The sequence below is a fragment of the Streptomyces sp. NPDC046727 genome (genome assembly GCF_040645635.1).
GTDB lineage: Bacteria > Actinomycetota > Actinomycetes > Streptomycetales > Streptomycetaceae > Streptomyces.
Genome location: NZ_JBEYYR010000002.1, coordinates 384,555 through 410,576, shown reverse-complemented (window position 1 = coordinate 410,576; position 26,022 = coordinate 384,555). Strand labels below are relative to the sequence as shown.

The 26,022-nt window shown below is 72.0% G+C and carries 23 protein-coding genes; 8 read left to right on the top strand and 15 right to left on the bottom strand.

Annotated elements, in window-relative coordinates; translation table 11 throughout:
- Nucleotides 1-12: 12 nt before the first annotated feature.
- From hpnD to ABZ937_RS03920, 9 genes are all read right to left on the bottom strand, one after another.
- Nucleotides 13-975 carry a presqualene diphosphate synthase HpnD gene (gene hpnD, locus ABZ937_RS03960; protein WP_361685347.1) on the bottom strand — a complete coding sequence of 321 codons (963 nt, stop codon included), beginning with the start codon at nt 973-975 and terminating at the stop codon, nt 13-15.
- On the bottom strand, nt 972-1,868 hold the full coding sequence (gene hpnC / locus ABZ937_RS03955; protein WP_361685345.1) for a squalene synthase HpnC: 897 nt from the start codon (nt 1,866-1,868) through the stop codon (nt 972-974). Before hpnC ends, hpnD begins: the two co-directional genes overlap by 4 nt.
- Nucleotides 1,869-2,228: 360 nt before the next feature.
- A complete protein-coding gene (locus ABZ937_RS03950; RefSeq protein ID WP_361685343.1) occupies nt 2,229-3,011 on the bottom strand; it encodes an ABC transporter ATP-binding protein in 783 nt (260 codons plus the stop codon).
- On the bottom strand, nt 3,004-3,933 hold the full coding sequence (locus tag ABZ937_RS03945) for an ABC transporter permease (protein ID WP_361685341.1): 930 nt from the start codon (nt 3,931-3,933) through the stop codon (nt 3,004-3,006). Before ABZ937_RS03945 ends, ABZ937_RS03950 begins: the two co-directional genes overlap by 8 nt.
- Nucleotides 3,934-4,042: 109 nt before the next feature.
- A complete protein-coding gene (locus ABZ937_RS03940; protein ID WP_361685437.1) occupies nt 4,043-4,915 on the bottom strand; it encodes a glycosyltransferase in 873 nt (290 codons plus the stop codon).
- A gap of 8 nt (nt 4,916-4,923) precedes the next feature.
- Complete coding sequence (locus ABZ937_RS03935) at nt 4,924-5,703, bottom strand: CDP-alcohol phosphatidyltransferase family protein (protein ID WP_361685339.1); 780 nt, start codon at nt 5,701-5,703, stop codon at nt 4,924-4,926.
- A complete protein-coding gene (locus ABZ937_RS03930) occupies nt 5,681-6,742 on the bottom strand; it encodes an iron-containing alcohol dehydrogenase family protein (RefSeq protein WP_361685337.1) in 1,062 nt (353 codons plus the stop codon). Before ABZ937_RS03930 ends, ABZ937_RS03935 begins: the two co-directional genes overlap by 23 nt.
- Nucleotides 6,730-7,482 (bottom strand): phosphocholine cytidylyltransferase family protein, encoded by a 753-nt coding sequence (locus ABZ937_RS03925; RefSeq protein ID WP_361685336.1) that lies wholly within the window; start codon nt 7,480-7,482, stop codon nt 6,730-6,732. The genes ABZ937_RS03930 and ABZ937_RS03925 overlap by 13 nt, the downstream gene beginning before the upstream one ends.
- Nucleotides 7,479-9,305 (bottom strand): DUF5941 domain-containing protein, encoded by a 1,827-nt coding sequence (locus tag ABZ937_RS03920; RefSeq protein ID WP_361685334.1) that lies wholly within the window; start codon nt 9,303-9,305, stop codon nt 7,479-7,481. The genes ABZ937_RS03925 and ABZ937_RS03920 overlap by 4 nt, the downstream gene beginning before the upstream one ends.
- 265 nt (nt 9,306-9,570) lie before the next feature.
- Here ABZ937_RS03920 and galE point away from each other — a divergent pair, with 265 nt between their 5' ends.
- From galE to idi, 3 genes are all read left to right on the top strand, one after another.
- A complete protein-coding gene (galE, locus tag ABZ937_RS03915) occupies nt 9,571-10,542 on the top strand; it encodes a UDP-glucose 4-epimerase GalE (protein ID WP_361685332.1) in 972 nt (323 codons plus the stop codon).
- A gap of 154 nt (nt 10,543-10,696) precedes the next feature.
- A complete protein-coding gene (locus tag ABZ937_RS03910; protein WP_361685330.1) occupies nt 10,697-11,638 on the top strand; it encodes a cation diffusion facilitator family transporter in 942 nt (313 codons plus the stop codon).
- A 176-nt stretch (nt 11,639-11,814) separates the two neighbouring features.
- The gene (gene idi, locus ABZ937_RS03905; protein WP_361685328.1) at nt 11,815-12,408 is read left to right on the top strand and encodes an isopentenyl-diphosphate Delta-isomerase; all 594 of its coding nucleotides are present in this window, start codon (nt 11,815-11,817) and stop codon (nt 12,406-12,408) included.
- A gap of 3 nt (nt 12,409-12,411) precedes the next feature.
- Here the strand turns inward: idi and ABZ937_RS03900 are convergent, their stop codons facing one another.
- Both ABZ937_RS03900 and ABZ937_RS03895 read right to left on the bottom strand, forming a co-directional pair.
- Nucleotides 12,412-12,906 (bottom strand): ATP-binding protein, encoded by a 495-nt coding sequence (locus ABZ937_RS03900; RefSeq protein WP_361685435.1) that lies wholly within the window; start codon nt 12,904-12,906, stop codon nt 12,412-12,414.
- A 193-nt stretch (nt 12,907-13,099) separates the two neighbouring features.
- Nucleotides 13,100-13,681 carry a DUF308 domain-containing protein gene (locus tag ABZ937_RS03895; protein WP_361685326.1) on the bottom strand — a complete coding sequence of 194 codons (582 nt, stop codon included), beginning with the start codon at nt 13,679-13,681 and terminating at the stop codon, nt 13,100-13,102.
- Nucleotides 13,682-13,805: 124 nt separating this feature from the next.
- On the opposite strand from ABZ937_RS03895, the gene ABZ937_RS03890 reads away from it, so the two are divergent.
- Nucleotides 13,806-14,561, top strand: a complete 756-nt coding sequence (locus ABZ937_RS03890) for an enoyl-CoA hydratase/isomerase family protein (RefSeq protein WP_361685324.1) — start codon at nt 13,806-13,808, stop codon at nt 14,559-14,561.
- On the opposite strand, the gene ABZ937_RS03885 is transcribed toward ABZ937_RS03890, so the two are convergent.
- Both ABZ937_RS03885 and ABZ937_RS03880 read right to left on the bottom strand, forming a co-directional pair.
- Nucleotides 14,548-15,183 carry a DJ-1/PfpI family protein gene (locus ABZ937_RS03885; RefSeq protein ID WP_361685322.1) on the bottom strand — a complete coding sequence of 212 codons (636 nt, stop codon included), beginning with the start codon at nt 15,181-15,183 and terminating at the stop codon, nt 14,548-14,550. The genes ABZ937_RS03890 and ABZ937_RS03885 overlap by 14 nt on opposite strands.
- 69 nt (nt 15,184-15,252) lie before the next feature.
- Complete coding sequence (locus ABZ937_RS03880) at nt 15,253-16,212, bottom strand: GlxA family transcriptional regulator (RefSeq protein ID WP_361685320.1); 960 nt, start codon at nt 16,210-16,212, stop codon at nt 15,253-15,255.
- Between the two features lie 171 nt (nt 16,213-16,383).
- On the opposite strand from ABZ937_RS03880, the gene ABZ937_RS03875 reads away from it, so the two are divergent.
- Both ABZ937_RS03875 and ABZ937_RS03870 read left to right on the top strand, forming a co-directional pair.
- Entirely contained in the window at nt 16,384-18,792 is a 2,409-nt protein-coding gene (locus ABZ937_RS03875) for a Tex family protein (RefSeq protein WP_361685318.1), read from the top strand.
- Nucleotides 18,793-18,873: 81 nt separating this feature from the next.
- Nucleotides 18,874-19,449 carry a DinB family protein gene (locus ABZ937_RS03870; protein WP_361685316.1) on the top strand — a complete coding sequence of 192 codons (576 nt, stop codon included), beginning with the start codon at nt 18,874-18,876 and terminating at the stop codon, nt 19,447-19,449.
- Here ABZ937_RS03870 and ABZ937_RS03865 read toward each other — a convergent pair.
- The gene (locus ABZ937_RS03865; protein WP_361685314.1) at nt 19,446-21,086 is read right to left on the bottom strand and encodes an ABC-F family ATP-binding cassette domain-containing protein; all 1,641 of its coding nucleotides are present in this window, start codon (nt 21,084-21,086) and stop codon (nt 19,446-19,448) included. The genes ABZ937_RS03870 and ABZ937_RS03865 overlap by 4 nt on opposite strands.
- A 104-nt stretch (nt 21,087-21,190) precedes the next feature.
- Between ABZ937_RS03865 and ABZ937_RS03860 the strand changes: the two genes are divergently transcribed.
- Nucleotides 21,191-22,105, top strand: a complete 915-nt coding sequence (locus ABZ937_RS03860) for an FAD-dependent oxidoreductase (protein ID WP_361685433.1) — start codon at nt 21,191-21,193, stop codon at nt 22,103-22,105.
- A gap of 302 nt (nt 22,106-22,407) precedes the next feature.
- On the opposite strand, the gene ABZ937_RS03855 is transcribed toward ABZ937_RS03860, so the two are convergent.
- Nucleotides 22,408-24,354, bottom strand: coding sequence for a Xaa-Pro dipeptidyl-peptidase (locus ABZ937_RS03855; protein WP_361685312.1), 1,947 nt, complete (start codon nt 24,352-24,354; stop codon nt 22,408-22,410).
- Nucleotides 24,355-24,532: 178 nt separating this feature from the next.
- Here ABZ937_RS03855 and ABZ937_RS03850 point away from each other — a divergent pair, with 178 nt between their 5' ends.
- A complete protein-coding gene (locus tag ABZ937_RS03850) occupies nt 24,533-26,020 on the top strand; it encodes a M1 family metallopeptidase (protein ID WP_361685310.1) in 1,488 nt (495 codons plus the stop codon).
- Nucleotides 26,021-26,022 lie beyond the last annotated feature (2 nt).

Below are 26,022 nucleotides of genomic sequence, written 5' to 3'. Positions count from 1 at the left end.
CGGTGAGGTCCATCAGGCGCGCCTCCGGACGGAGCGCCGGGAGACATGGCGGGTCACATGGCGGGTGTCGAGCCCGGACAGGCCGCGCACGGCGACGTACGCCTTCTCGTGTCCGGGCAGCGAGACCCGGCCGCGCAGCACGGCCTCCGGCTCGCGCTCGATGCGGTCCAGCAGCCGGCGGTAGATGCCGGCCATCGCGGCGACGCAGGCGCCGCTGCGCCGGTCGAGCATGGGCAGCAGCCGGTAGCCCTCGGCGAACAGGGCCCGGGCGCGCCGCACTTCGAAGTGGACGAGGCCGGCGAAGTCGGAGCCGTCCGGCGGGGTCGGCCCGTCGAAGCCGGCCGAGCAGCCGAACTTGGCGAGGTCGTCGGCGGGCAGATAGGTACGGCCGCCCGCCGCGTCCTCGCGGACGTCGCGGAGGATGTTGGTGAGCTGCAGCGCGAGACCGAGCGTGTCGGCGTACTCGGCCGCGCGTTCGGCGCCGCGGGCCCCCGGTTCGGTGCCGAACACGCCGAGCGAGAGGCGGCCGATGGCACCGGCGACACACCGGCAGTAGACCTTCAGGTCGTCCCAGGTCTCGTAGGTCTCCCCGCGTACGTCCATCTGGACGCCGTCGATCAGCTCGTCCAGGCCGCCGAGCGGGATCGGGAAGGCCCGCGCGGCATGGCTGAGGGCGACGGCCACCGGGTCGGTGTCGTCCTCCTCGACCTCGGCCTCGCGGACCCGGGCGAGCAGTGCCCGGGTGTCCTCGAGCCGCGCCAGCTTGGTCTCGCCGGGCAGGTCGCCGTCGCCGATGTCGTCCACGCGCCGGGAGAACGCGTACAGCGCCGACATGGCGCGGCGCTTTGCCGTCGGCAGCAGCCGGATACCGTACGCGAAGTTACGGGCCTGCTGCCCGGTGACGGCCTCGCAGTAGCTGTAGGCGGCGAGTACCGGTGCGGACACGTGCGGCGGAGAATCCACGGTCCGGATCACCCCTCTCCTCGCAGGATCACGCCCGCCTCACGCAGCAACTGGACCTTGCCGGGTCTGGGCGGGCCGGGAAGTACGTCGTATTCGGCGGCGGCGATCGACCGGATCGCCGCCCTTCCCCCCGCCACGAACCCCGCGAGCAGCAGCTTCAACCTGCCGTGGACGCTACCCACCAGGGGGGCGCCTTCATTCAGCAGATCGCGGGCGCGTTGTGCTTCGTATGCAACCAGGGCGCGCACCGATGCGCCCGCGGTTTTTGCGGAGAGGTCCGTTTCCTGGACATGAAAGCGCTTCATGTCCGCGGCCGGAAGGTAGATGCGGTCGCGGCCGAGGTCCTCGGCGACGTCCTGGAGGTGCTCCACGATCTGCAGGGCCGTGCAGATCGCGTCGGACAGCCGGATCCGCTCGGGGGTCGAGGTGCCGGTGACACCGAGGACGAGCCGGCCGACGGGGTTGGCCGACAGTTCGCAGTAGGCCAGGAGGTCGTCGTAGGTCTCGTACCGGGTGACGAGCTGGTCCTGGCGGTTGGCGGCGATCAGTCCGAGGAACGGTTCGGGGGTGAGGGCACGGCGGCGGACGGTGGGCTGCAGGCGGCGCAGCAGGGGGTGGCGCGGGGTGCCGTCGAAGACGCGGCGCAGGTCGGTCTCGAAGGCGTCGAGCAGGACCAGCCGGTCCGCGGCATCCGTGGCCGACACGCCGAGCGCCCGGGCGTCGGCTCCGCCGGGGGCGAGGTCGCCGTCGCCGATGTCGTCCACGAGGCGGGCGAAGCCGTAGACGGCCATGAGGTCGTCGCGCCAGGCCCTGGGCAGGAAGAAGGGGGCCACGGGGAAGTTCTCGCTCGTGGCCTTGTCCAGCGTGGCGCGTTCCAGAGAGGGCGCCGCGTCGGTGCGCGTCATCGGGCGCTGCCCGGCGCGGGGACGGCACATGCTGCGCTGAGCAGGGGAGTTTCCGTAGCCATTGCCGTCACATCTCCCGTTCTACACTGCCGACCCAATACACAGTATTTCGGACACGCCGCCCCGCCACGCGCGGGGACGCCCCCACGGAGGGTGTCGCGCATTATCGCCCCACTTGCCGGTTTCCGGCACCGGTACAGCTTACGTTGTACAACGCAGCACGGACCGTCGGGGTGTCCTGCACATCACAACAACACACCGATTGGCTCCAAGATTCCTAACGCCAGCGCGAGTTGACGTTTCCTTTGCAGACGCAGGGCCCCGCCGGAGGAATTCCGGCGGGGCCCTGGCCGAAACGGGTCACTTGCCCGTGAACTTCTCATACTCCTTGAGGACCTCGTCGGTGGGTCCGTCCATGCGCAGTTCACCGCGCTCCAGCCACAGCACGCGGTTGCAGGTGTCGCGGATGGATTTGTTGTTGTGGCTGACCAGAAAGACCGTTCCTGCCTCTTTGCGCAGTTCCCGGATCCGTTCCTCGGAGCGCTTCTGGAACTTGCGGTCACCGGTGGCCAACGCCTCGTCGATCATGAGCACGTCGTGGTCCTTGGCGGCGGCGATGGAGAACCGCAGCCGGGCCGCCATTCCGGAGGAGTACGTACGCATCGGCAGCGTGATGAAGTCGCCCTTCTCGTTGATGCCCGAGAAGTCCACGATGCTCTGGTAGCGCTCCTTGATCTGTTCCCGGGACATGCCCATGGCGAGACCGCCCAGGATGACGTTCCGCTCGCCCGTGAGGTCGTTCATCAGGGCCGCGTTCACACCCAGCAGGGACGGCTGGCCGTCGGTGTAGACCTTGCCCTTCTCCGCGGGCAGCAGGCCGGCGATGGCGCGCAGCAGGGTGGACTTGCCGGAACCGTTGGAGCCGATCAGGCCGATGGCCTCGCCGCGGTAGGCGACGAAGGAGACGCCGCGCACGGCGTGCACCTTGCGCACGCCCCGTTCCTCGCCGCGCTTGAGGATCCGGCTCAGCGCCGCGGTCGCGCTGCCCTTGCCGGTCTTGGCGCCGTTGACCCGGTAGACGATGTGGAGCTCGTCCGCGATGACCGTCGGGCGCGGGTCCTGGGTGGTGTTCTGCTCAGCCACGGCCGTACCGCTCCTCCGCCTTCCAGAAGTACACGAAGCCGCCGGCGAAGACGGCCACGGCCCAGAACAGGGCGATGGCCCACACGTGCGGCGGCAGGTTCGAGGCACCGTAGCCGTCGATCAGGGCGAACCGCATCAGGTCCATGTAGACCGCGGCCGGGTTCACCTGGAGCAGCCGGACGATCCACTCGGAGCGCCCCTCCAGCATCTTGTGGATCGAGAACATGACGCCGGAGGTGTACATCCAGGTGCGCAGGATGAACGGCATCAGCTGCGCGAGGTCCGGCGTCTTGGCTCCCATGCGGGCGACGATCAGCGCGAGCCCGGTGTTGAACAGGAACTGCAGCGCCAGCACCGGCACGATCAGCAGCCAGGACGGGCTCGGGTAGCTGCCGAAGCCGACCGCCACGATGAACAGCACGATCATCGAGAACAGCAGCTGCTGGAGCTGCTGGAGCGAGAAGGAGACCGGCAGGGAGGCGCGGGGGAAGTGCAGGGCGCGCACCAGGCCGAGGTTGCCGGAGATCGCGCGGACGCCCGACATCACCGAACTCTGCGTGAAGGTGAACACGAACACGCCGGTGACCAGGAACGGGATGTACACGTCCTGGGACATGCCGCGGCTGGCGTGCAGGATCAGCCCGAAGATGAAGAAGTAGACGGCCGCGTTGAGCAGGGGCGTGGCCACCTGCCAGAGCTGGCCGAGCTTGGCCTGGCTGTACTGAGCGGTCAGCTTCGCCTGGGAGAAGGCCAGGATGAAGTGGCGGCGCCCCCACAGCTGACGGACGTACTCCACGAGCGAGGGCCGGGCGCCGCTCACGGAGAGCCCGTACTTGGCGGCCAGCTCGGCCGCCGTCAGTCCCGCGTCGGGCGACGGGGCCGCGGTCGTGGCGACCGTGCCGTCGTGCGTGGTCTCACTCACAGGTGGAAACTTTCGTCTTCGGGTTCGTCTGCCGCGTGCCGTCCCACCCGGGGGGCGAACGCGCGTTCATGAGCTGTTCGACAGTAGCGACCGCTCAGGGTCGAGCTTGTCAGATCACCGGGGGACGGCCCAGTCGGGTGAGTCGCCACACGGTACGCCAGCGCATCGGGCGACGGGGACCGCAGGGCGTGGTCCAGCCTTCCCGGAAGCCGCCGAACCATGCCTTCAGGGCCGGCCGCGAGGGGCGGCGGAGCAGGGTGAGCAGCAGCCAGACGCCGAGGTAGACCGGGACCAGCGGGGCGGGGAGGTTGCGGCGGGCGAGCCAGACGCGGTTGCGGGCGACCATGCGGTGGTACACCGCGTGCCGCGAGGGCGCGGTCGTCGGGTGGTACAGCACCATGTCGGACCGGTAGTCGATCATCCAGCCCGCGTCGAGGGCCCGCCATGCCAGGTCGGTTTCCTCGTGCGCGTAGAAGAACGCGTCCGGGAGTCCGCCGACCTCCTCGAAGACGCGGGTACGGACGGCGTTGGCGCCGCCGAGGAAGGTGGTGACCCGGGAGGAGCGCATCGGGTCGGAGGCGCGCAGCCGGGGCACGTGCCGGCGCTGGGTCTCGCCGGTGTCGGGGTCGGCGATGCGGAAGCTGATGATGCCGAGATCGCTGTCCGCGGCGAAGGCCTCGCGGCACAGCTCGGCGGTGTCGTGGCGGGCGAGCAGGCCGTCGTCGTCGAGGAAGAGCAATATGTCGACATCGCGGCCACCGGGCCCGAACGCCTCTATGCCGACGTTGCGCCCGCCGGGGATGCCCAGGTTCTCCGGCAGCTCCCGGGTCCGTACGCCCTCGGGCACGTCCGGGACGGGCGAGCCGTTGCCGACGACGACCACCTCGACCGGGTCGCCGTCCTGCTTGGCGACCGAGTCGAGCAGGGCCCGCAGCTCCTCGGGCCGGTTGCCCATGGTGATGATCACCGCGCCGACCTTCATGGGCGCGCTCACTTCAGCCTGCTGGAGGCGAGGATGGACACCAGGTGCAGCAGGGTCTGCAGCATCGCGATGCCGGCGAGGACGGCCGTGCCGAGGCGGGTGAAGAACAGGTCGCCGCGGGCCTGGTCGACGATCGCGAGGACCACGATGAGCAGCGAGGCCTCGATGCCGAGGATCAGCCGGTGGAACTTCAGCGCCGAGGCGGCCCGCCGGGCCAGCGCCATGCCGGAGGAGCGCGGCTCGGAGGCGGCCTCCTGCACCGGGGGCTTGCCGGTCTGGTGCCGGGCGACACCGACCAGGTCGGTCTCCGCCTTGATCAGGATGGCGCCGAGCGCGGCGAGGGTGCCGAGGAAGGCCCACAGCCAGTCGATACGGCCGCTGCCCCACAGGTCGGCGGCGCGCAGCCCGAGGCCGACCAGGACGGCCGCGTCGGTCAGGTAGGCGCCGACGCGGTCCAGGTAGACCCCGCCGAGCGAGTACTGCTGCTTCCAGCGGGCGATCTCGCCGTCCACGCAGTCCAGCAGCAGGTACAGCTGGGTGGCGACCACGCCGAGCACGGCGCCCGCGATCCCCGGCACCAGCAGGGCCGGGGCGGCGAGCACACCGCAGACGGTCATCAGGTACGTGAGCTGGTTGGGCGTGACCCTGGTGTTCACCAGGTAGCGGTCGACGCGCAGGGACACCTCACGCATGTAGAGGCGTCCCGCCCAGTGCTCACCGCTGCGCCGGTCCTTCACCCCCGCGGGGTGGACGACCGGACGGAGTTCAGCTACCGATGGCCTTGACATAGTCGGCGTAGATGTCCTTGATCTGGTTCGTCTTGAGGTCGAGGTGTTCGAGGATCGTGTAGCGGCCGGGCCGGGTCTCCGGGGCGAACTCCACCGCGCGGACGAACTCGTCCACCGTGAAGCCGATCTCCTCCGGCAGCACCGGAAGCCCGTGCCGGCGCAGCACCTCGGCCATGTACGCCGACTCCTCGTGGGCGCCGCGCAGGTACATCGCGAAGGCGGCGCCGAGGCCGCACTGCTCGCCGTGGGCGGCGGCTCGCTTGGGGTAGAGCAGGTCGAAGGCGTGGTTGATCTCGTGGCAGGCGCCGGAGGACGGGCGGGAGTCGCCCGACACGGACATCGCGATACCGGTGAGGACCAGCGCCTCGGCCAGCACCTGGAGGAAGCCGTCGTCGCCGACTCCGCCGGGGTGCCGGAGCACCGCCTCGCCGGCCTGGCGGGCCATGGCGGCGGCCAGGCCGTCGATCTTCTCGCCGTTGACCCGGTTGGCCAGCTCCCAGTCCGCGACCGCGGAGATGTTGGAGATGGCGTCGCCGATGCCGGAGCGCACGAACCGGACGGGGGCCTCACGGATCACGTCGAGGTCGATGATGACCGCGATCGGGTTCGGCACGCCGTACGAGCCGCGGCCCGCGTCGTTGTCGAGGGTCGCGACCGGCGAGCACAGGCCGTCGTGGGCGAGGTTGGTGGCGACCGCGACCAGCGGCAGGCCGACCCGGGCCGCCGCGAACTTGGCGCAGTCGATGATCTTCCCGCCGCCGAGGCCGACGACCGCGTCGTAGTGGCCGGCCTTTATGTCGCTCGCCAGCCGCACCGCGTCGTCGATGGTGCCGCCGCCGACCTCGTACCAGCTCGCGCCGGGCAGCGTGGGGGCGATCCGCTCGCGCAGCCGGGCGCCCGAGCCGCCGCTGACGGCGACGGCGAGCCGGCCGGACTGCGAGACACGCTCGTCGGCGAGGACCGAGGCCAGGTCGTCCAGGGCACCCGGGCGGATGTCCACGACGACCGGCGAGGGGATCAGCCGGGTCAGTACTGGCACGCGATCTCCCGTCCGCGGGCGAGGTCGTCGTGGTTGTCGATCTCCACCCACTTGACGTCGCCGATCGGCGCCACGTCGATGCGGAAGCCGCGGTTGACCAGCTCCTGGTAGCCGTGCTCGTAGAACTGCTGCGGGTCGGTCTCCCAGACCGTCTTCAGCGCGTCCGCCAGCTCCGGCGCGGCGTCGCCCTCGATCAGGGTGACGCCGATGTACTCGCCGGTGGCCTCGGCCGGGTCCATCAGCTTGGTGATCCTCGTCATGCCCTTCTCGGGGTCGACGACGACCTTCATCTCCTCGTCGGCCAGGTTCTTCACCGTGTCCAGGGCGAGGATGATCTTCTTGCCGTCGCCACGGGCGGCGAGCAGCGTCTTCTCGACGGAGACCGGGTGGACGGTGTCGCCGTTGGCGAGGATCACGCCGTCCTTGAGGGCGTCACGGCCGCACCACAGGGAGTAGGCGTTGTTCCACTCCTCGGCCTTGTCGTTGTCGATGAGGGTGAGCTTGAGGCCGTACTTCCGCTCCAGGGCCGCCTTGCGCTCGTACACGGCCTCCTTGCGGTAGCCGACGATGATCGCGACCTCGGTCAGCCCGATCTCGGCGAAGTTGCCGAGGGTCAGGTCGAGCACCGTGATCGAGTCCTCTATGCCCGCAGGCCCCACCGGCACCAGCGCCTTCGGGAGGCTGTCGGTGTAGGGGCGCAGACGCCGTCCGGCGCCGGCCGCCAGCACGAGGCCGATCATGCGGGTTCTCCTTCATCGTGTACGGCGGGCGCCCCGGCGGACACCCAGAAGCGGATGCTCTCGACGAGCACCAGCAGGCCGACGGCCACGGCGAGGACCGTGAGCGCGACCGTGAACTGCGTGGCGGTGAGCACCACTGCCAGCACGGTGACCAGCAGCGTCCGCCCTTCCTGCCCCCCGATGGCGCGCACCAGCCAGGCCGGAGGCGCTCCGGCGTCGCCGCGGATGCGGTACACCGTGTCGTAGTGATGGTAGGCGACGGCGGCCACCAGCCCGAAAGCAGCAGGAAGGGCGCCGTTCACCCCGGCTTTACCGGCCAGGGCGAGCACGGTGCCGTACTCGGCGGCCCGAAAGAACGGCGGGACCAGCCAGTCCAGGGCGCCCTTGAGGGGGCGCGCCACGGCGAGGGCCGAGGTGAGCACGTACACGAGGGCACCCACCACCGGGAGCACGCCGCCGAAGTCCGTGAGGGCCGAGCAGGCCACCACCGCGGCGCCGCCGAGGAGGGCCACGGCGGGCACGGCGAGACCGGGCAGGCCGCGCCTCAGGCCGCGCCCGACCGCCTCCGCGAGCGGACCCGTGTCGGCGAGGTCGGCGAGCGCCTGCGCGGCCCGGTCGGTGCGCCGCGCCTTGCGGGTCAGGGAGCGCAGCACGCGGCCCGCCGTGGTGTAGGTCGCGGCGAAGGCGCAGCCGATGAGCAGGGCGTAGAAGGTGATCCGCGGGGTGGTGGCCGCCGTGAGGATCGCGATCATGGCCCAGCGCTCACCGATGGGCAGGACGATCATCCGTCGCACCCAGATCGTCCAGCCGACGCTGTCGAGCTTGTCGGAGAGAGCGGCGGTGGGGCTGGTGTTGGCGGTGGCGTCGTGGTTGGCCTCGTTGAAGGAGAAGTCGACCACGTGCCGGCAGGTCTGCAGGATCATCGCGCCGAGGGCGAGGGCCCACACGTCGTCGCCGCCGCGGGCTGCCCCGAGGGCGAGGCCGGCGTAGTACGCGTACTCCTTGGCCCGGTCGAAGGTGGCGTCGAGCCAGGCGCCGAGTGTGGAGTACTTCAGGGCGTACCGGGCGAGCTGGCCGTCGGTGCAGTCCAGGACGAAGGAGGCGATCAGCAGGACGCCGGCCGCGACGAAGCCGCCGCGGGTGCCGGTCGCCGCGCAGCCGGCCGCGATCAGCGCGGTGAGCAGCGAGGCCGTGGTGACCTGGTTCGGGGTCAGGCCGCGGCGGGCGCACCAGCGGGCGACGTAGCGCGAGTAGGGGCTGATGAAGAACGTGGTGAAGAAGCCGTCCCGGGACTTCACGGCCGACCTCAGGCGTACGGCCTCGTCGTCCACGGCGGCGACGGCCTGGCGGGCCTCGTTGCGGGCCTGCGGGTCGGCCGGCACGGCGGCGACCAGGCTGCCCAGCTCGGGCCGGTGCACCGCGTCGCCGTCGGTGTCGAGGGCGGTGCCGACGCGGTCGGCGAGGCTGTCCGCGGCGGGCGCGGAGGCGTCGCCCGGGGCGCCCGCGGCCGTACCGCGGTCCGCGGAGGTCTCGCGGGCCACGGCCCGGATGAGCGCCTGGCGGGCGGCCGGCTGGGCGGTGACGGCACCGGGGACGGCGGCGAGCGGGAAGCGCGGGTCGGTGAGACCGAGGCGCAGCGCGTGCAGGTGGCCGACGAAGCGGGCGTCGACCAGGGCCACGCGCCGGTCGGCGGGCACGGCCGCGAGCAGGGACTCTGTCTCGGCGGCGTCGGCGGCCCCGCGCACGTCGAAGCCGAGGGACCGCAGATCGTTCTCCAGTGACGATCCGGGGACCGGCTGACCGGTGACGATGGCCGTCGACAACCGAACTCACTCCCTGGGTGCCGGCGCGCGGGCGCCGGTCTTCTGCGTGGTGGGGCGCCCCTGCCTGCGGCACCCGGGCGGCATGTCGGCAGAGGCTATCCGATGGTCCGGAGTCCGTGTTCACCAGCCGTTCACGGCCCGGTCCACGGGGGCTGACCCGGCCTTTGCCGCGATCATCATCGGGGATCCGGGGCCCGGCCCACAAACCCATGGGGCAGACCCGGGCAACCGGGACACCGGGCGGCTCGGCATAGGGTGGGCGACCATGACGTGGCTGATCACCGGCGGAGCCGGATACATCGGGGCGCATGTGGCACGGGCCATGGCGGGCGCCGGGGAGAGCGTCGTGGCGCTGGACGACCTGTCGGCCGCCGTGCCGGCGCGGCTGCCGTCCCAGGTGCCGCTCGTCCAGGGCTCGACGCTGGACGGGCCGCTGCTGAAGCGGGTCTTCGCGGAGTACGGCGTGACCGGCGTCGTCCATCTCGCGGCGCGCAAGCAGGTCGCGGAGTCGGTGGCCCAGCCCACCCGCTACTACCGGGAGAACGTGGGCGGCCTGGCCACCCTGCTGGACGCGATCGCGGAGGCGGGCATCGGCCGGCTGCTGTTCTCGTCGTCGGCGGCGGTGTACGGCAACCCGGACGCGGACCTGATCACGGAGGACACCCCGTGCGCCCCGGTGAACCCGTACGGCGAGACCAAGCTGGCCGGGGAGTGGCTGGTGCGGGCGGCGGGCCGGGCGCACGGGATCTCCACGGTTTGTCTGCGCTATTTCAACGTGGCGGGCGCGGCGGCCCCGGAGCTGGCGGACACGGGGGTGTTCAACATCGTGCCGATGGTCTTCGACCGGCTCACCCGTGACGAGGCCCCGCGGATCTTCGGCGACGACTATCCGACGCCGGACGGCACCTGCGTGCGGGACTACATCCACGTCGCCGACCTCGCGGAGGCCCACCTGGCGGCGGCCCGGCGGCTCGCCGACGGGGACCTCACCGGCGATCTGACGCTGAACATCGGCCGTGGCGAGGGCGTCTCGGTGCGCGAGCTGATCTCGGTCATCGGCGAGGTCACCGGCGACCGCCGGGCGCCCCTGGTGGAGGGCCGCCGCCCGGGCGACGCGCCCCGCGCGGTGGCCTCGGCCGAGCGCGCCGCCGAGGCCCTCGGCTGGCGGGCCCGCCGCGGGGTACGGGAGATGGTCGAGTCGGCGTGGGAGGGCTGGCGGCTGCACCACGGCCGGTGAGCCGGTCCGGCCGGAGGAGGGCCTCCACCGCCCTGACCTGCGGAACGTTTCCGCAGGTCAGGGCACATGACAACGGTGTTCAGTACCGCGTTGCCAGATACCCCCCACCCGTAGTTCACTGGGCCTCCGGGCAGGCACACGGAAGGCGGTAGTCATGGGGGCAGGGCACGACCACGGGCACGCGCACTCCCACGCGCCCGCCCCGGGTACGGCCACGGCGGCGTACCGGGGCCGGCTGCGGATCGCGCTCGGCATCACGCTCACGATCATGGTGGTCGAGATCGTCGGTGGTCTGGTCGCGGACTCGCTCGCGCTGATCGCGGACGCGGCACACATGGCGACCGACGCGGTCGGCCTCGGCATGGCGCTGTTCGCCATCCACATCGCGAGCCGCCCCGCGAGCACCAACCGCACCTTCGGCTACGCCCGCGCCGAGATCCTCGCGGCCCTGGCCAACTGTCTGCTGCTGCTCGGGGTCGGCGGGTACGTGCTGTACGAGGCGGTCCAGCGGTTCGTGGAGCCCGCTCAGACCCGGGGCGGCCTGATGGTCGTGTTCGGTCTGGTCGGCCTGGTCGCGAACTCCGTCTCGCTGGTCCTGCTGATGCGCGGGCAGAAGGAGAGCCTGAACGTGCGCGGCGCCTTCCTGGAGGTGGCCGCGGACGCGCTGGGCTCGGTGGCGGTGCTGATCTCGGCGGCCGTGATCCTGGCCACCGGCTGGCAGGCGGCGGACCCGGTCGCCTCGCTGGTCATCGGCCTGATGATCGTGCCGCGCACGCTGAAGCTGCTGCGCGAGACGCTGGACGTGCTACTGGAGGCGGCGCCGAAGGGTGTCGACATGGCTGAGGTCCGGGCACACATCCTGGCGCTGGACGGTGTGGAGGACGTACACGATCTGCACGCCTGGACGATCACCTCGGGCATGCCGGTGCTGTCGGCGCACGTGGTGGTCAGCTCCGAGGTGCTGAACGCCATCGGGTACGAGAAGATGCTGCACGAGCTGCAGGGCTGCCTGGGGCACCACTTCGACGTGGAGCACTGCACCTTCCAGCTGGAGCCGGGCGGGCACGCGGAGCACGAGGCGGGGTTCTGCCACTGACGGTCCGTACTTCCGTTCGGCGCACCCCCGGACGGTTCCCGTCGGCCGGCGCCGGGCACGATGATCTACCGGGTCCGACTCCCGGTGCCCGCGCCGCGCGCGGGCATGCGGACGTGCCGGGAGTGCCGGATTCGTACGGCAGACTTGGGGTGCGAAGACCGAGGCGAAGGATGGGTATGCCGATCACACCTGCCACCGCGACGCACAGCTCGTCGGAGGGCACCGCAGAGGCGATTTTGCTGGAACTGGTCGACGAGAAGGGTGTGACGATCGGTACGGCGGAGAAGCTCGCCGCCCATCAGCCGCCCGGGCAGCTGCACCGGGCGTTCTCGGTGTTCCTCTTCGACGAGCAGGGCAGGCTGCTGCTCCAGCAGCGCGCGCTCGGCAAGTACCACTCCCCCGGTGTGTGGTCGAACACCTGCTGCGGTCACCCGTACCCGGGCGAGGCGCCCTTCGCGGCGGCGGCCCGGCGCACCTACGAGGAGCTGGGCGTGTCGCCGTCGCTGCTCGCGGAGGCCGGCACGGTCCGCTACAACCACCCGGACCCCGCCTCGGGCCTGGTGGAGCAGGAGTTCAACCACCTGTTCGTCGGCCTGGTGCAGGCACCGCTCGGGCCGGACCCGGAGGAGGTCGCCCAGGCCGCCTTCGTGACGGCGGCCGAGCTGGCCGAACGGCACAGCCGGGAGCCGTTCTCGGCCTGGTTCATGACCGTGCTGGACGCGGCCCGTCCGGCGATCAGGGAGCTGACGGGCCCCTCGGCCGGCTGGTAGGCGCTACGTCAGGGTGGCGGGCTTGAGCGGCAGGGCGGCCCAGATCACCTTGCCGCCGCTCGCGGTGTGCTCGACGTCGACCACCCCGCCCGCCTCCCGGGCCACCTCGCGGACCAGCAGCAGTCCCCGGCCGCCGGTCTGGCCGTGGTCGGCCTCCAGCGCGGTCGGGCGGTAGGGGTGGTTGTCCTCCACGGACACCCGCACCCACTCGGCTCCCACGGCCACCTCCACGGCGAGCACCGGCGACAGCAGCGCCGCGTGCCGGACCGCGTTCGTGACCAGCTCGGAGACGATCAGCAGCAGCCCGTGCACCAGGTCGTCGGAGACCGGCACACCCTGGCGCAGCAGCAGGTCCCGTACCGCGTGCCGGGCCTGCGGGACCGAGGCGTCCACCGCGGCCGCGGTGAACCGCCAGACACCTTCGTAAGGCAGTGGATCCGGCGGTCGTCGGCCGCCCCCCGCTGGGCGCGGGCCGTCCCCGCGCCCGTGGTTGTCCATCGTCCGGTCGCCACCCTCGCGCTCGATTGTCACCACACGTCGAGTGTTGGTAACGAGGCGCTCCCGCCCGTATACCTGAACACAAGTCAGCGGGTATCGAACGGTTTCTGACCGACTGCGCATGAGCTGGTCGCGGGTGGGACTGTTTCCTGATCCCCGGGCGCCGGTTCCCGAACTAGTCGGGTTGTACGGATCATGCCTGCCGCTCTTCGGAGACGAGACCGACGACACGGCGTCCGGCGTAGCCGGCGGCGATCAGCCCGAGGCCGTCGAAGAGCAGGGCGAGCGAGAAGAAGGCGCCGATGACGTACTGGCTGCTGCTCGGCCAGGAGGCGAGGACCAGGATCCCGAGCAGCAGGTCGAAGGCGCCGAGCAGCAGGGTCCAGCCGAACTGGGCACCGCGCACGACCAGGCTGCCGACCAGCCGGAAGATCCCGGCGGAGAGGAACAGCAGGGCGGCGAACATGGTCAGTGCGGCGGCCGCCGCGTGGGGCAGGCGGATGACGACGACGCCGGCGGCGATGTTCAGGGCGGCGACGATCACGCCGAGCCAGAAGTAGCTCGTGCCACGGGCCTGGACGGCGTGCAGCAGGCCCACGATCCCGCCGATCAGCAGCAGCCAGCCGAACAGCAGCATCGAGGTCAGCGTGGCGACGCCGGTGTAGACGAGTCCGACGATTCCGGCGAGTACGAGGATCACGCCGAGCGCCGCGAGCCAGCTGAAGCCGCGGTGCATCTTCGCCGCTCCGTCCTTGCGTGTGCCGGACCTGGCCATCGCCACCTCCTGGATCCCCCGGTCGCGGATGACGCGGTTTTGTCACCCTCTCTCCTCTTTGTCCCCTCTGGTGGGAGATCCATAACTCATCCGGTTCTCCCGGACGCACGGATACGATCACGGCATGGAGCCCCAGCTGTCGCACCAGGTCGCCGACTCCGTCGCCACCGTGGTCATCCGCCATCCGGCCCGGCGCAACGCCATGACGGCCGCGATGTGGCGGGCCCTGCCGCCCCTGCTCGACCGGTTCGCGCGCGACCCGGACGTCCGGGCGCTGGTGCTGACCGGAGCGGGCGACACCTTCTGCGCGGGCGCCGACATCACCGCCCTGCGGCAGGAGCCCGAGGAGCCGCAGAACCTCGCGAAGGCGGCCGAGGAGGCCCTCATCGCCTTCCCCAAGCCGACCGTCGCCGCGATACGCGGGCACTGCGTGGGCGGCGGGGCGCAGCTCGCGGTGGCCTGTGATCTGCGGCTGGCGGAGGAAGGGGCCCGGTTCGGGGTGACACCGGCGCGCCTGGGCCTGGTCTACCCGGCCGCCTCGACCCGGCGGCTGGCCTCGCTCGTGGGGCCGTCCACCGCCAAGTATCTGCTGTTCACCGCGGAGTTGATCGACACCGGGCGCGCGCTGCGCACCGGGCTGGTGGACGAGGTGCTGCCCCCGGGCGGGCTGGAGGCCCGCGTCGCCGAGCTGACCCGGGTGCTCGTCTCCCGCTCGCAGCTCACCCAGGCCGCGGCCAAGGAGTTCGTGAACGGCAGGGCGGACCGGGACGCCCACTGGGCCGAGCGGGCACGCGGCAACGGCGACGCCACGGAGGGCATCGCCGCGTTCCTGGAGCGCAGGCAGCCGCGCTTCACGTGGAGCGTGTCTACGTCAGGATGAAACGGCTCCGGCCACGGAACTCCGCGACGAGGTGCGCGGGTGCCTTGTCCGGCGAGCCGGCGTCGTAGGGCGGCTGGGGGTCGTACTCGGTCAGCAGCTGGACGGCCTGGGCGTGTTCGTCGCCGGCGATGCTGCCGAGGAGCGTGAGGCCCATGTCGATGCCGGACGACACGCCCGCGGCGGTGACGTACTTGCCGTCCACGACGACCCGCTCCCCCGTCGGCTCGGCGCCGAAGTCGCGCAGGTGGTCCAGGGCGAGCCAGTGGGAGGTGGCGCGGCGGCCCCGCAGCAGCCCGGCGGCGGCCAGCAGCAGCGAGCCCGTGCACACCGAGGTGGTCCAGGTGCTGGTGGCGTCGGCCGCGCGCAGCCAGTCCAGCAGCACGGGGTTCTCCATCTGCGGGGTCTGCCCGGGTCCGCCCGGCACGACCACGATGTCCGGGGACGGCACGTCGGCGAGGGTCCGGTCGGCGGTGAGCGCCAGGTTCCCGGTGTCGGTACGGACGGGACCGGTCCGCTCGGCGACGAAGACGGTCTCGGAGTCCGGGAGCCGGCCCAGGGTCTCGTAGGGGCCGACGGCGTCCAGGGCGGTGAAGCGGTCGTAGAGGACGATGGCGATCTGCATGGGGTTCCCTCTTCTCTCGGAGTGGGTGCGCGGGTCTCTGCCGTCGCCGCGCGTGTCGGTGACGTCGGGTCAGGGCACCGGTGCCGGGCGGAAGCGGCGGCGGTACTCGGCCGGGGAGGTGCCGAGGGTGCGGAGGAAGGCGCGGCGCATGGCCTCGGGCGTGCCGTAGCCGCTGGCGCGGGCGATCTGCTCGATGCCGTCGGTGGTGTCCTCCAGCAGGCGGCGCGCGTGTTCGAGGCGGACCCGGTCGACGTACCGGCCGGGTGTCATGCCCGTCTCGGCCTGGAAGGCGCGGGCGAAGTGGCGCGGGGAGAGGGCGGCGCGGGCGGCCAGCGCCTCGACGCCCAGGTCGCCGTCCGGGTGCTCGGTGATCCACTGCTGGACGTCCCGGAGGGGTTCGCGCCGGGCCGTCTGGGCGGCCAGCTGGGCGCTGAACTGGGCCTGGTTGCCCGGCCTGCGCAGGAACACCACGAGGTGGCGGGCCACGGTCAGCGCCGTCTCCCGGCCCAGGTCCTCCTCCACCAGCGCGAGGGCGAGGTCGATGCCGGCGGTGACTCCGGCCGAGGTGGCCACGTGCCCGTCCCGGACGAAGATCGGGTCGGGGTCGACCCGGACGTCGGGATGGTCCCGGGCGAGCCGGTCGCAGTAGGCCCAGTGGGTCGTGACGCGCCGGCCGTCCAGGAGCCCGGCCCGGGCCAGCGGAATGGCGCCGGTGCAGACGGAGACCAGGCGCGGAGCCCGCGGGCCGTGCACGCGCAGCCACTCCACCAGCCTCGGGTCCGGATCGCGGGTGCCTTCCCCGCCGGGGACCAGCAGGGTGTGCGGATCCCCGGCCTCCGCCAGGGGTCCGTCCGGTACGAGGGTCAGCCCGCTGGAGGTCCGCACGGGCCCGCCGTCCACGGAGGCCGTGCGGATCCGGTACGAGCCCGGGGTGTGCAGCTCGGCACCGGCGAAGACTTCCATCGGGCCGGTGACATCGAGGCTCTGGAGGCCGTCGAAGACGGTGAGGAGGACGGTTCGCTGCGCCATGGTGTCGATTGTTCGCGTGCCCCTGGATGGCCGCAATGACGCTCTTCCCACCTTTTCGGCCATGCGCGGTTCGGTGACCGGCGGCCCGCCGCGTGCCGCCCTGATCCCCGGTTGTCGGTGTCACCTGCCACAATTGCCGCGCAACCTCAGTGGAGAAGGCGGTACGGGATCGTGACGACACCCGGGTCCCTCGGAGCAGGGTCCATCGAAGGCAGGATCGCCGAGGAGCTCGGCGTACGGGAGCGGCAGGTGAGGGCCGCGGTGGAGCTGCTCGACAGCGGCTCGACGGTGCCCTTCATCGCGCGCTACCGCAAGGAAGCGACCGAGATGCTCGACGACGCGCAGCTGCGCACGATCGAGGAGCGGCTGCGCTATCTGCGGGAGCTGGAGGAGCGGCGGAGCGCGATCCTGGAGTCGGTGCGGGAGCAGGGCAAGCTCACCGAGGAGCTGGAGGCGCGGATCCGCGGCGCCGAGACCAAGGCGCGGCTGGAGGACGTCTACCTCCCGTACAAGCCCAAGCGGCGCACCAAGGCGCAGATCGCGCGCGAGGCGGGCCTGGAGCCGCTCGCGGAGGGCCTGCTGGGCGACCCGACGGTCGAACCGCTGGCCGCCGCCGCCGCGTTCGTGGACGCGGACAAGGGCGTCGCCGATCCGCAGGCCGCGCTGGAGGGCGCGCGGGCGATCCTCACCGAGCGGTTCTCCGAGGACGCCGACCTGATCGGCGAGCTGCGCGAGCGCATGTGGGTGCGCGGGCGGCTCGCGGCGAAGGTGCGGGACGGCAAGGAGGAGGCGGGCGCCAAGTTCGCCGACTACTTCGACTTCGCCGAGCCGTTCACCGAGCTGCCCTCGCACCGGATCCTGGCCATGCTGCGCGGTGAGAAGGAGGAGGTCCTGGACCTCGTCCTGGAGCCCGAGGAGGCCACGGAGGGCCCCTCGTCGTACGAGGGCATCGTCGCGTCGCGGTTCGGGATCGCCGACCGGGGCCGCCCGGCCGACAAGTGGCTCTCGGACACGGTCCGCTGGGCCTGGCGCACCCGCATCCTGGTCCACCTCGGCATCGACCTGCGGCTGCGGCTGCGCACGGCCGCCGAGGACGAGGCGGTGAACGTCTTCGCGGCCAACCTGCGCGACCTGCTGCTGGCCGCCCCGGCCGGCACCCGCGCGACGCTCGGCCTGGACCCCGGTTTCCGTACGGGTGTGAAGGTCGCCGTGGTCGACGCCACCGGCAAGGTCGTCGCCACGGACGTGGTCTACCCGCACGTCCCGGCCAACAAGTGGGACGAGGCGCTCGCCAAGCTGGCGCGGCTGGCGAAGGAGCACGCGGTCGAGCTGGTCGCCATCGGCAACGGCACGGCGTCCCGCGAGACCGACAAGCTCGCCGGCGAACTCATCGCGAAGCACCCGGAGTTGAAGCTCACCAAGGTGATGGTGTCCGAGGCGGGCGCGTCCGTGTACTCGGCGTCGCCGTACGCCTCGCAGGAACTGCCGGACATGGACGTGTCGCTGCGCGGCGCCGTGTCCATCGCCCGCCGGCTCCAGGACCCGCTGGCCGAGCTGGTGAAGATCGACCCGAAGTCGATCGGCGTCGGCCAGTACCAGCACGACCTGTCCGAGGTGAAGCTGTCCCGCTCGCTGGACGCGGTCGTCGAGGACTGTGTGAACGGCGTCGGCGTGGACGTCAACACGGCGTCGGTGCCGCTGCTGGCGCGGGTGTCCGGCATCTCCTCCGGTCTCGCCGAGAACATCGTGGCGCACCGGGACGCGAACGGCCCGTTCACGTCCCGCTCGGAGCTGAAGAAGGTGGCGCGGCTCGGCCCGAAGGCGTACGAGCAGTGCGCGGGCTTCCTGCGGATCCGCGGCGGCGACGACCCTCTGGACGCCTCCAGCGTGCACCCCGAGGCGTACCCGGTGGTCCGCCGCATGGTGAAGACCACGGGCCAGGAGGTGGCGTCCCTCGTCGGCAACACGGGCGTGCTGCGCTCGCTGCGGCCGGCCGACTTCGTGGACGACACCTTCGGTCTGCCGACCGTCACCGACATCCTCAAGGAGCTGGAGAAGCCGGGCCGCGACCCGCGACCCGCGTTCAAGACGGCCACCTTCAAGGAGGGCGTCGAGAAGATCTCCGACCTGTCCGCCGGGATGGTCCTGGAGGGCGTGGTCACCAACGTGGCCGCGTTCGGCGCGTTCGTGGACGTCGGTGTCCACCAGGACGGCCTGGTGCACGTGTCGGCGATGTCGAAGTCGTTCGTCAAGGACCCGCGCGATGTCGCGAAGCCCGGTGACATCGTCAAGGTGAAGGTCCTGGACGTGGACATCCCGCGCAAGCGGATCGCGCTGACCCTGCGCCTGGACGACGAGGCCGCCCCGCAGGGGCAGGGCGGCGGCCGGCAGCAGCGCGGCGGCGGCGCCCGCCCGCCCCAGCAGCGGCAGGGCGGCGGCCAGCGGCAGGGCCGCGGTGGCGGCGACCGTGGCGGCGACCGAGGCGGTGACCGGGGCGGACGGCAGGCCGCGGCACCGGCCAACAGCGCGATGGCGGACGCGCTGCGGCGCGCGGGCCTGCTGGATCCGAAGAAGCGCTGACGACCGGGGCCGGGCGGGGACTCACCTCGCCCGGCCCCGAAAACCCGTGGACAGGGATCGTCCGGTCGCCAGACTCGTCCCATGACCGGATCAGACCCCAAGACCGACCTTCAGGTGTATCTCCAGGACGCCCGCGACGCGCTGCTCTGGAAGCTCGACGGCCTGCCGGAGTACGACATCCGGCGTCCCCTGACACCCACCGGCACCAACCTGCTGGGCCTGGTCAAGCACCTGGCAGGTGCCGAGGCGCTGTACTTCGGCGCGACCTTCGGCCGCCCCTTCCCCGGTACGCCTCTGTGGATCACGGGCGACGCCGAGCCGGACGCGGACCTGTGGGCGCGGGCCGACGAGACGCGGGAGGACGTCGTCGGGCTGTACCGGCGTGCGTGGGCCCACGCGGACGAGACCATCGCCGCGCTCCCCCTGGACGCGGTCGGCCGGATACCGGGTGCGCCGGGTGAGACGACGCTGCACCGGATCCTGACCCACATGGTCGCCGAGACCCAGCGGCACGCCGGCCACGCGGACATCGTGCGCGAACTCGTCGACGGGGCCGTCGGGCAGCGCCCGGACGGCCTCAACGTGGCTCCCCACGACCCGGCACACCTCGACCGGGTCGAACGGGCGGCGAAGGAGGCGGCGGCGCGCGAGAGCTAGCGCTCCGTCACCTTGCCGTCCGCCACCTCCAGGCGCCGCGTCACCCGGATCGCGTCCAGCATGCGGCGGTCGTGGGTGACGAGCAGGAGGGTGCCCTCGTAGGAGTCGAGGGCCGACTCCAGTTGCTCGATGGCGGGCAGGTCCAGATGGTTCGTGGGCTCGTCGAGGACCAGCAGGTTCACGCCCCGGCCCTGGAGCAGGGCGAGCGCGGCGCGGGTGCGCTCGCCCGGGGAGAGGGTCGCGGCCGGGCGCAGGACGTGGTCGGACTTCAGGCCGAACTTGGCGAGCAGGGTGCGGACCTCCACCGGCTCGGTGTCGGGGACGGCCGCGCAGAAGGCGTCGAGCAGGGAATCGGGGCCGTGGAACAGCTTGCGGGCCTGGTCCACCTCGCCGACCAGGACACCGGAGCCGAGGGCCGCGTGCCCGGAGTCGAGCGGGACCCGGCCCAGCAGCGCGCCGAGCAGGGTGGACTTCCCGGCGCCGTTGGCCCCCGTGACCGCGATCCGGTCCGCCCAGTCGATCTGCAGCGAGACCGGGCCGAAGGTGAAGTCGCCGCGCCGGACCTCGGCGTCCCGCAGCGTCGCCACGACCGCGCCCGAGCGCGGCGCGGACGCGATCTCCATGCGCAGCTCCCACTCCTTGCGCGGCTCCTCGACCGTCTCAAGGCGCTCGATCATGCGCTGGGTCTGCCGGGCCTTGGCGGCCTGCTTCTCGCTGGACTCGCTGCGGAACTTGCGGCCGATCTTGTCGTTGTCGTTGCCCGCCTTGCGCCGGGCGTTCTTCACGCCCTTGTCCATCCAGGCCCGCTGCGTCTGGGCGCGCTCCTGGAGGGCGGCCTTCTTGTCGGCGTACTCCTCGTAGTCGTCGCGGGCGTGCCGGCGGGCCACCTCCCGCTCCTCCAGGTAGGCCTCGTAGCCGCCGCCGTAGAGGTTGATCTGCTGCTGGGCGAGGTCGAGTTCGAGGACCCCGGTGACCGTGCGGGTGAGGAACTCGCGGTCGTGGCTGACGACGACCGTGCCCGCGCGCAGGCCGGTGACGAACCGTTCCAGGCGCTCCAGGCCGTCCAGGTCGAGGTCGTTGGTGGGCTCGTCCAGCAGGAAGACGTCGTAGCGGGAGAGGAGGAGGGAGGCGAGGCCGGCGCGGGCCGCCTGGCCGCCGGAGAGCGCGGTCATCGGCCGGCCCAGGTCCACGGCCAGGCCGAGGGAGTCCGCGACCTCCTCCGCGCGCTCCTCCAGGTCGGCGCCACCGAGGTTCAGCCAGCGCTCCAGGGCGGTCGCATAGGCGTCGTCGGCGCCGGGCGCGCCGTCGACCAGCCCCTGGGTCGCCTCGTCCATGACCCGCTGGGCCTCGGCGACACCCGTGCGGCGGGCCAGGAACTCCCGGACGGTCTCCCCGGGCCGGCGCTCCGGCTCCTGCGGCAGATGGCCGACGGTCGCGGTCGGCGGCGACAGCCGGAGTTCGCCCTCCTCGGGCGCGCTGAGTCCGGCGAGCATCCGCAGCAGGGTCGACTTGCCCGCGCCGTTGGCGCCGACCAGCCCGATCACATCTCCGGGCGCGACGACCAGGTCGAGCCCGGTGAACAGGGAGCGGTCGCCATGCCCGGCGGCGAGGTTCTTGGCAACGAGGGTGGCAGTCATCAGGAGGCCGATCCTAATGGCGCCGGTCCCGCGGCCTGACGGAGCCACCCACGCGGGGCCTCTCGCCTATCGTCCTTGGCGTGGACAGTGAGCCGAGTGACGAAGTGATCGTGGTCGGAGGCGGGATCGCCGGGCTGACGACGGCCGTGCTGCTGGCCGAGTCCGGGCGCCGGGTGCGGGTGTGGACCCGGGAGCCCGCCGAGCGGACGACCTCCGCGGTCGCCGGCGGCCTGTGGTGGCCGTACCGCATCGAACCGGAACCGCTGGCGGGCGCGTGGGCGCTGGAGTCCCTCGGCGTGTACGAGGAGCTGGCGGCCCGGCCTCAGGAGACGGGAGTCCGCCTGGTCGAGGGGGTCCACCAGGGGGCCCGACTGGACGAGCTGGGTACGTGGGCGGGCCGGGTGCCGGGGCTGCGGGCGGTGGCCGAGGGGCTGGCGGCGCGGCTGCCGGTGATCGACATGCCGGTGCATCTGGCGTGGCTGGTGCAGCGGCTGGAGAAGGCCGCCGGCACCGTCGAGATCCGTGAGGTGACCGACCTCGCCGCCGTACCCGCCGCCGTGGTGGTCAACTGTACGGGGCTCGGGGCCCGTCCGCTGGTGCCGGACCCCGCGGTGCATCCCGTGCGCGGGCAGCTGGTCGTGGTGGAGAACCCGGGCGTCACCAGCTGGTTCACCTCCGTCGACCACTCCTCGGCCGCCTCCACCTACTTCATTCCGCAGCCGGACCGGCTGCTCCTGGGCGGCACGGCCGAGGAGGACGACTGGTCCCTGGAGCCGGACCCGGCGACGGCCGCGGCGATCGTCGCCCGCTGCGCGGCCGTCCGGCCGGAGATCGCCGGGGCGCGGGTACTCGCCCACCGGGTGGGGCTACGGCCGGCCCGGGAGGCGGTACGCCTGGAACGGCAGCCCCTGCCCGACGGCCGGACGCTGGTCCACAACTACGGCCACGGCGGGGCCGGCGTCACGGTGGCCTGGGGATGCGCACGAGAGACAACAGAGCTGGCGTTCCCCACACCCTGAGCACCCGGCCGGACGGGCACCGGGAACGCCCCAGGCGACCGCCCGAGCAATCAGCCAAGGGGCGCGGGGAACTGCGCGAGCACCCCGCGCCCGCCCGCGGCCGGGCACCCCGACCGGCGACCCCGAACCGGCGCCGCAGGCAGCCGCACCGCACCAGGACCGGGGAGGCTCCCGACCGCCCCAGCAATCAGACGCGCGGCACGGCACCCCCCAAGGGGCGCGGGGAACTGCGCGAGCACCCCGCGCCCGCCCGCGGCCGGGCACCCCGCCCAGCCAGCCCGAACCGGCGCCGCAGGCAGCCGTCAGCCCGCCGGGAGGTGCCCCGTGGCACGCGGTGCGCGGACGCCGTCCAGGACCGTCGGCGCGGGGGCCGTGGCCTTGCCGGAGGTGGCCCGGGCGAACGCCGCCGCCCCGCCCACCAGCGGGACCTTCGCCGTCGTACGGGACAGGTCCAGGGTGAGTGTCGGCTTGGTGGACGGCGGGTCGATGAGGTCCTTGTCCGTGCCGGCGACGATCAGCGCCAGGCGGTGGCCCGCGGGGACGACATGGTCGGTGGCCGCGAGGTCGAGGGTCATCGTGTACGCCTTGCCCGGTGTGAGCGGGACGCCCCCGGTCGCCGAGGCGTAGTGACCGAGGTCGGCCCAGCCACGGCTGACCACGGTGTAGTCGACCGCGGCCGTCTTCGCCTTGGTCTCCTTGAAGCAGGCGCTGTCCCCGGCCGTGCTCTCGCCCCAGCAGGTCCGGTCGGTGAGGGTGGTGATGCCCTCGGCGCGGTCGGCGTAGTCGCGGATGGTGTCCGGGCCGACGTCGACCAGGACGGCGGACAGGTGGGCCGATGTCGTGGTCGGGGTCGCGGTGACCGTGACCCTGGACGAGCCGGACAGCCGTACGGCGTGGGTGAGGGGTGCGGTGAGGAAGCCGGCCTTCTCGGGGGTGGACGTGGTGAGGTGCGCGGCCCAGTCGGTCTCGCTCAGCCCGGGGTCGTCCGTGAAGGTCTCGGTGCCGGCGGCGGGGCGCAGGCCGAGGGTGCCGACGCCGGCCTGGCTGCCGGCGGCCGGGTGCAGGACGGCGGTGCCGGTACCGCGCGGGGGCCAGACAGCGGAGGTGACCCACTGGTCGGGGTGGCGTTCGACGTCGGCCATCGGTTCGCGGTCGATGCCGTTGTCGTAGCCGAGGAGCTCGTGGTCGAACCAGCGGTGCAGGGTGTCGACCCAGGCTCCGCGCCGGTAGTCGAACGGGTCGACGTGCCCGGTCTGGGACAGCCAGATCTTCCGCTCGACGCCGTGCCGGGCGAGGGCGTCCCACCACTGGCCGACGTGCTTGGTGCGGACGTTGAGGTCCTGCATGCCGTGCACCAGGAACACGCTGGCGCGCACCTTGGCCGCGTCCTTGACGTAGTCCCGCTCGGTCCACAGCGGGGTCCAGTCGCCGCTGCGGGGGCTGCCGTCGGCGAGCTTCTTCTGTACGGCGGCGCAGTGGGCTTGCGCGCCGGCGCTCTCGACGTAGCCGGCCAGTTCGTCGGGGCCGCCGTCGTAGAGCGGGGCGCCCTGGGCGAAGTAGTAGTCGTACCAGGAGGAGATGGCGCTGATCGGGACGATCGTCTTCAGGCCTTTCACCCCTGTGGCGGCGACGCCGTTGGCGATGGTGCCGTCCCAGCTCTTGCCGATCATTCCGGTGCTGCCGTCGGTCCAGCCGGCCCGCACCCGGGTGCCGCCCGTCCGGCTGGTGTACGCCCTGCCGCGGCCGTTCAGCCAGTCGATCACGGCCTTGGCCGACTGGATGTCGGACCGTCCGCCGACGTCCACGCAGCCGTCGGAGCGGTTGGTGCCGGCGAGGTCGACGCCGACGAAGGCGTAGCCGCGGGGCACGAAGTAGTTGTCGTAGAACAGCGGCATCTGGACGACATGCCCCTGTGCGTCGTACGTCTTGAGCTGGCTCTCGTTGCCGCGCCCGCAGCAGGAGTAGTACGGGCTGGCGTCCATGATGACCGGCACCTTGCGGCCCTGCCGGGCCGGTTCGGCGGGCCGGACGATGTCGGCGGCGACCCGGTCGCCCTTTCCGTCGCCGTCCTCGTCGAGCCCCGTGTCCACCCAGACGGACTCACGGATGGCCTGGGCATAGGAGTAGACGGGTTCACTCTCCCGGGGGGCCGCCCGGGCGGCTGACGGGGTGAGGAAGACGGCCGTCAGAGTGACGACGGCCGCCGTGACCAGCGTTCTCCAGTACGTCGAGCGCATGCGAATCGGCATGCGCGGACGGTACTCCGGCCAACTGCCGCACAAAAGAGGGCTTTCCGGTGCTCGTGACGGCTGAATGGCGATCGTGTGACAGTGGGGCCCATGGACAGGCCAGTGGCCTCAGGGACTGAATAGGCTCCGAACAGACTTCTGACGAACGGACTCGCAGTCCTGACGACTTGGAGCTGACGTGCACCGCAGAATCATCGCGCCGGGCACCCTGGCGGCGGCCTCCCTCCTGCTGGCGATCCCGGCATCGGCCGCGAGCTACTCCCCCGGCGCACCGGGCATCGGCGACCCCTACTACCCGAACTACGGCAATGGTGGCTACGACGTCTCGCACTACGACCTGAGGCTCCAGTACCAGCCGAAGTCGGACGAGTTGCAGGGCACGGCGACGATCCTGGCGAAGACCACCCAGGACCTGTCCAGCTTCGACCTGGACTTCCTGCTGAACGTGAGCGAGGTGCGGGTCAACGGCGCCAAGGCGTCCTTCACGACGTCCGGCGAGCACGAACTCGTCGTCACCCCGAAGACGCCGCTGGCCAAGGGCACGTCCGTCACGGTCGTGGTGCGCTACAGCGGAGTGCCGTCGGCGAAGAGCGCCTACGGCTTCACCTCCTGGCACCGCACGCCCGACGGCGGCGTGGCCGCCAACGAGCCCGAGGCCGCCTGGTGGTGGTTCCCGAGCAACGACCACCCGACCGACAAGGCCACCTACGACGTGTCGGTGGCCGTGCCGGACGGCACCCAGGCCATCTCCAACGGCACGCTCCAGTCCACCGTTTCGAAGCTGGGCTGGACCCGCTACAACTGGCGGCAGAACAAGCCGCAGGCCACCTATCTGGCCACGCTCGCGCTCGGGAAGTTCGACGTCACCACCAGCACCTCCGACGGCGGCGTGCCCGTCATCAACGCCTACAGCAAGGACCTCGGCGACCACGACGGGGCCGCGCGGGCCAGCGTGGAGCGCACCGGGGAGATTGTGGACTGGCTGAGCGGCTACTTCGGGCCGTATCCGTTCAGTTCGGCGGGCGGCTATGTGCCGAACACCACCACCGGGTACGCCCTGGAGACGCAGTCCCGCATCTACTACAGCCCGAAGCAGTTCGCGAACGGCTCCAACACCTCCGTGGTCGTGCACGAGCTGGCCCACCAGTGGTACGGCGACTATGTGTCGCTGAAGGGCTGGAAGGACATCTGGATCAACGAGGGCTTCGCCCGGTACGCGCAGTGGCTGTGGTCCGAGCACGAGGGCGAGGGCACCGCGCAGCAACTCGCCGACTACGTGTACGCCGCGCACCCGGCCGACGACCCGTTCTGGACGGTCGAGCCCGGCGACCCCGGTGCCGACCACCAGTTCGACGGTGCCGTCTACGACCGTGGCGCCCTGGCGATCCAGGAGCTGCGCAACGCCGTCGGTGACGACGCGTTCTTCGCGATCCTGAAGGGCTGGCCGAAGGAGCACGCGTACGGCAACGCCTCGGTGGCCGACTTCCGGACCTACGCCGAGAAGGTGTCCGGCAAGCCCCTGTCCGCGCTGTTCGACACCTGGCTCTTCCAGCCGTCGAAGCCGGCCGCGCCCGCGGCCCGCGCCCTGGTGAGGACGGGCACGGCGGTGGCGCAGCCGAAGTCGTGGAAGAAGATCGAGGCGACGAACGAGGTGCACACGCACTGACG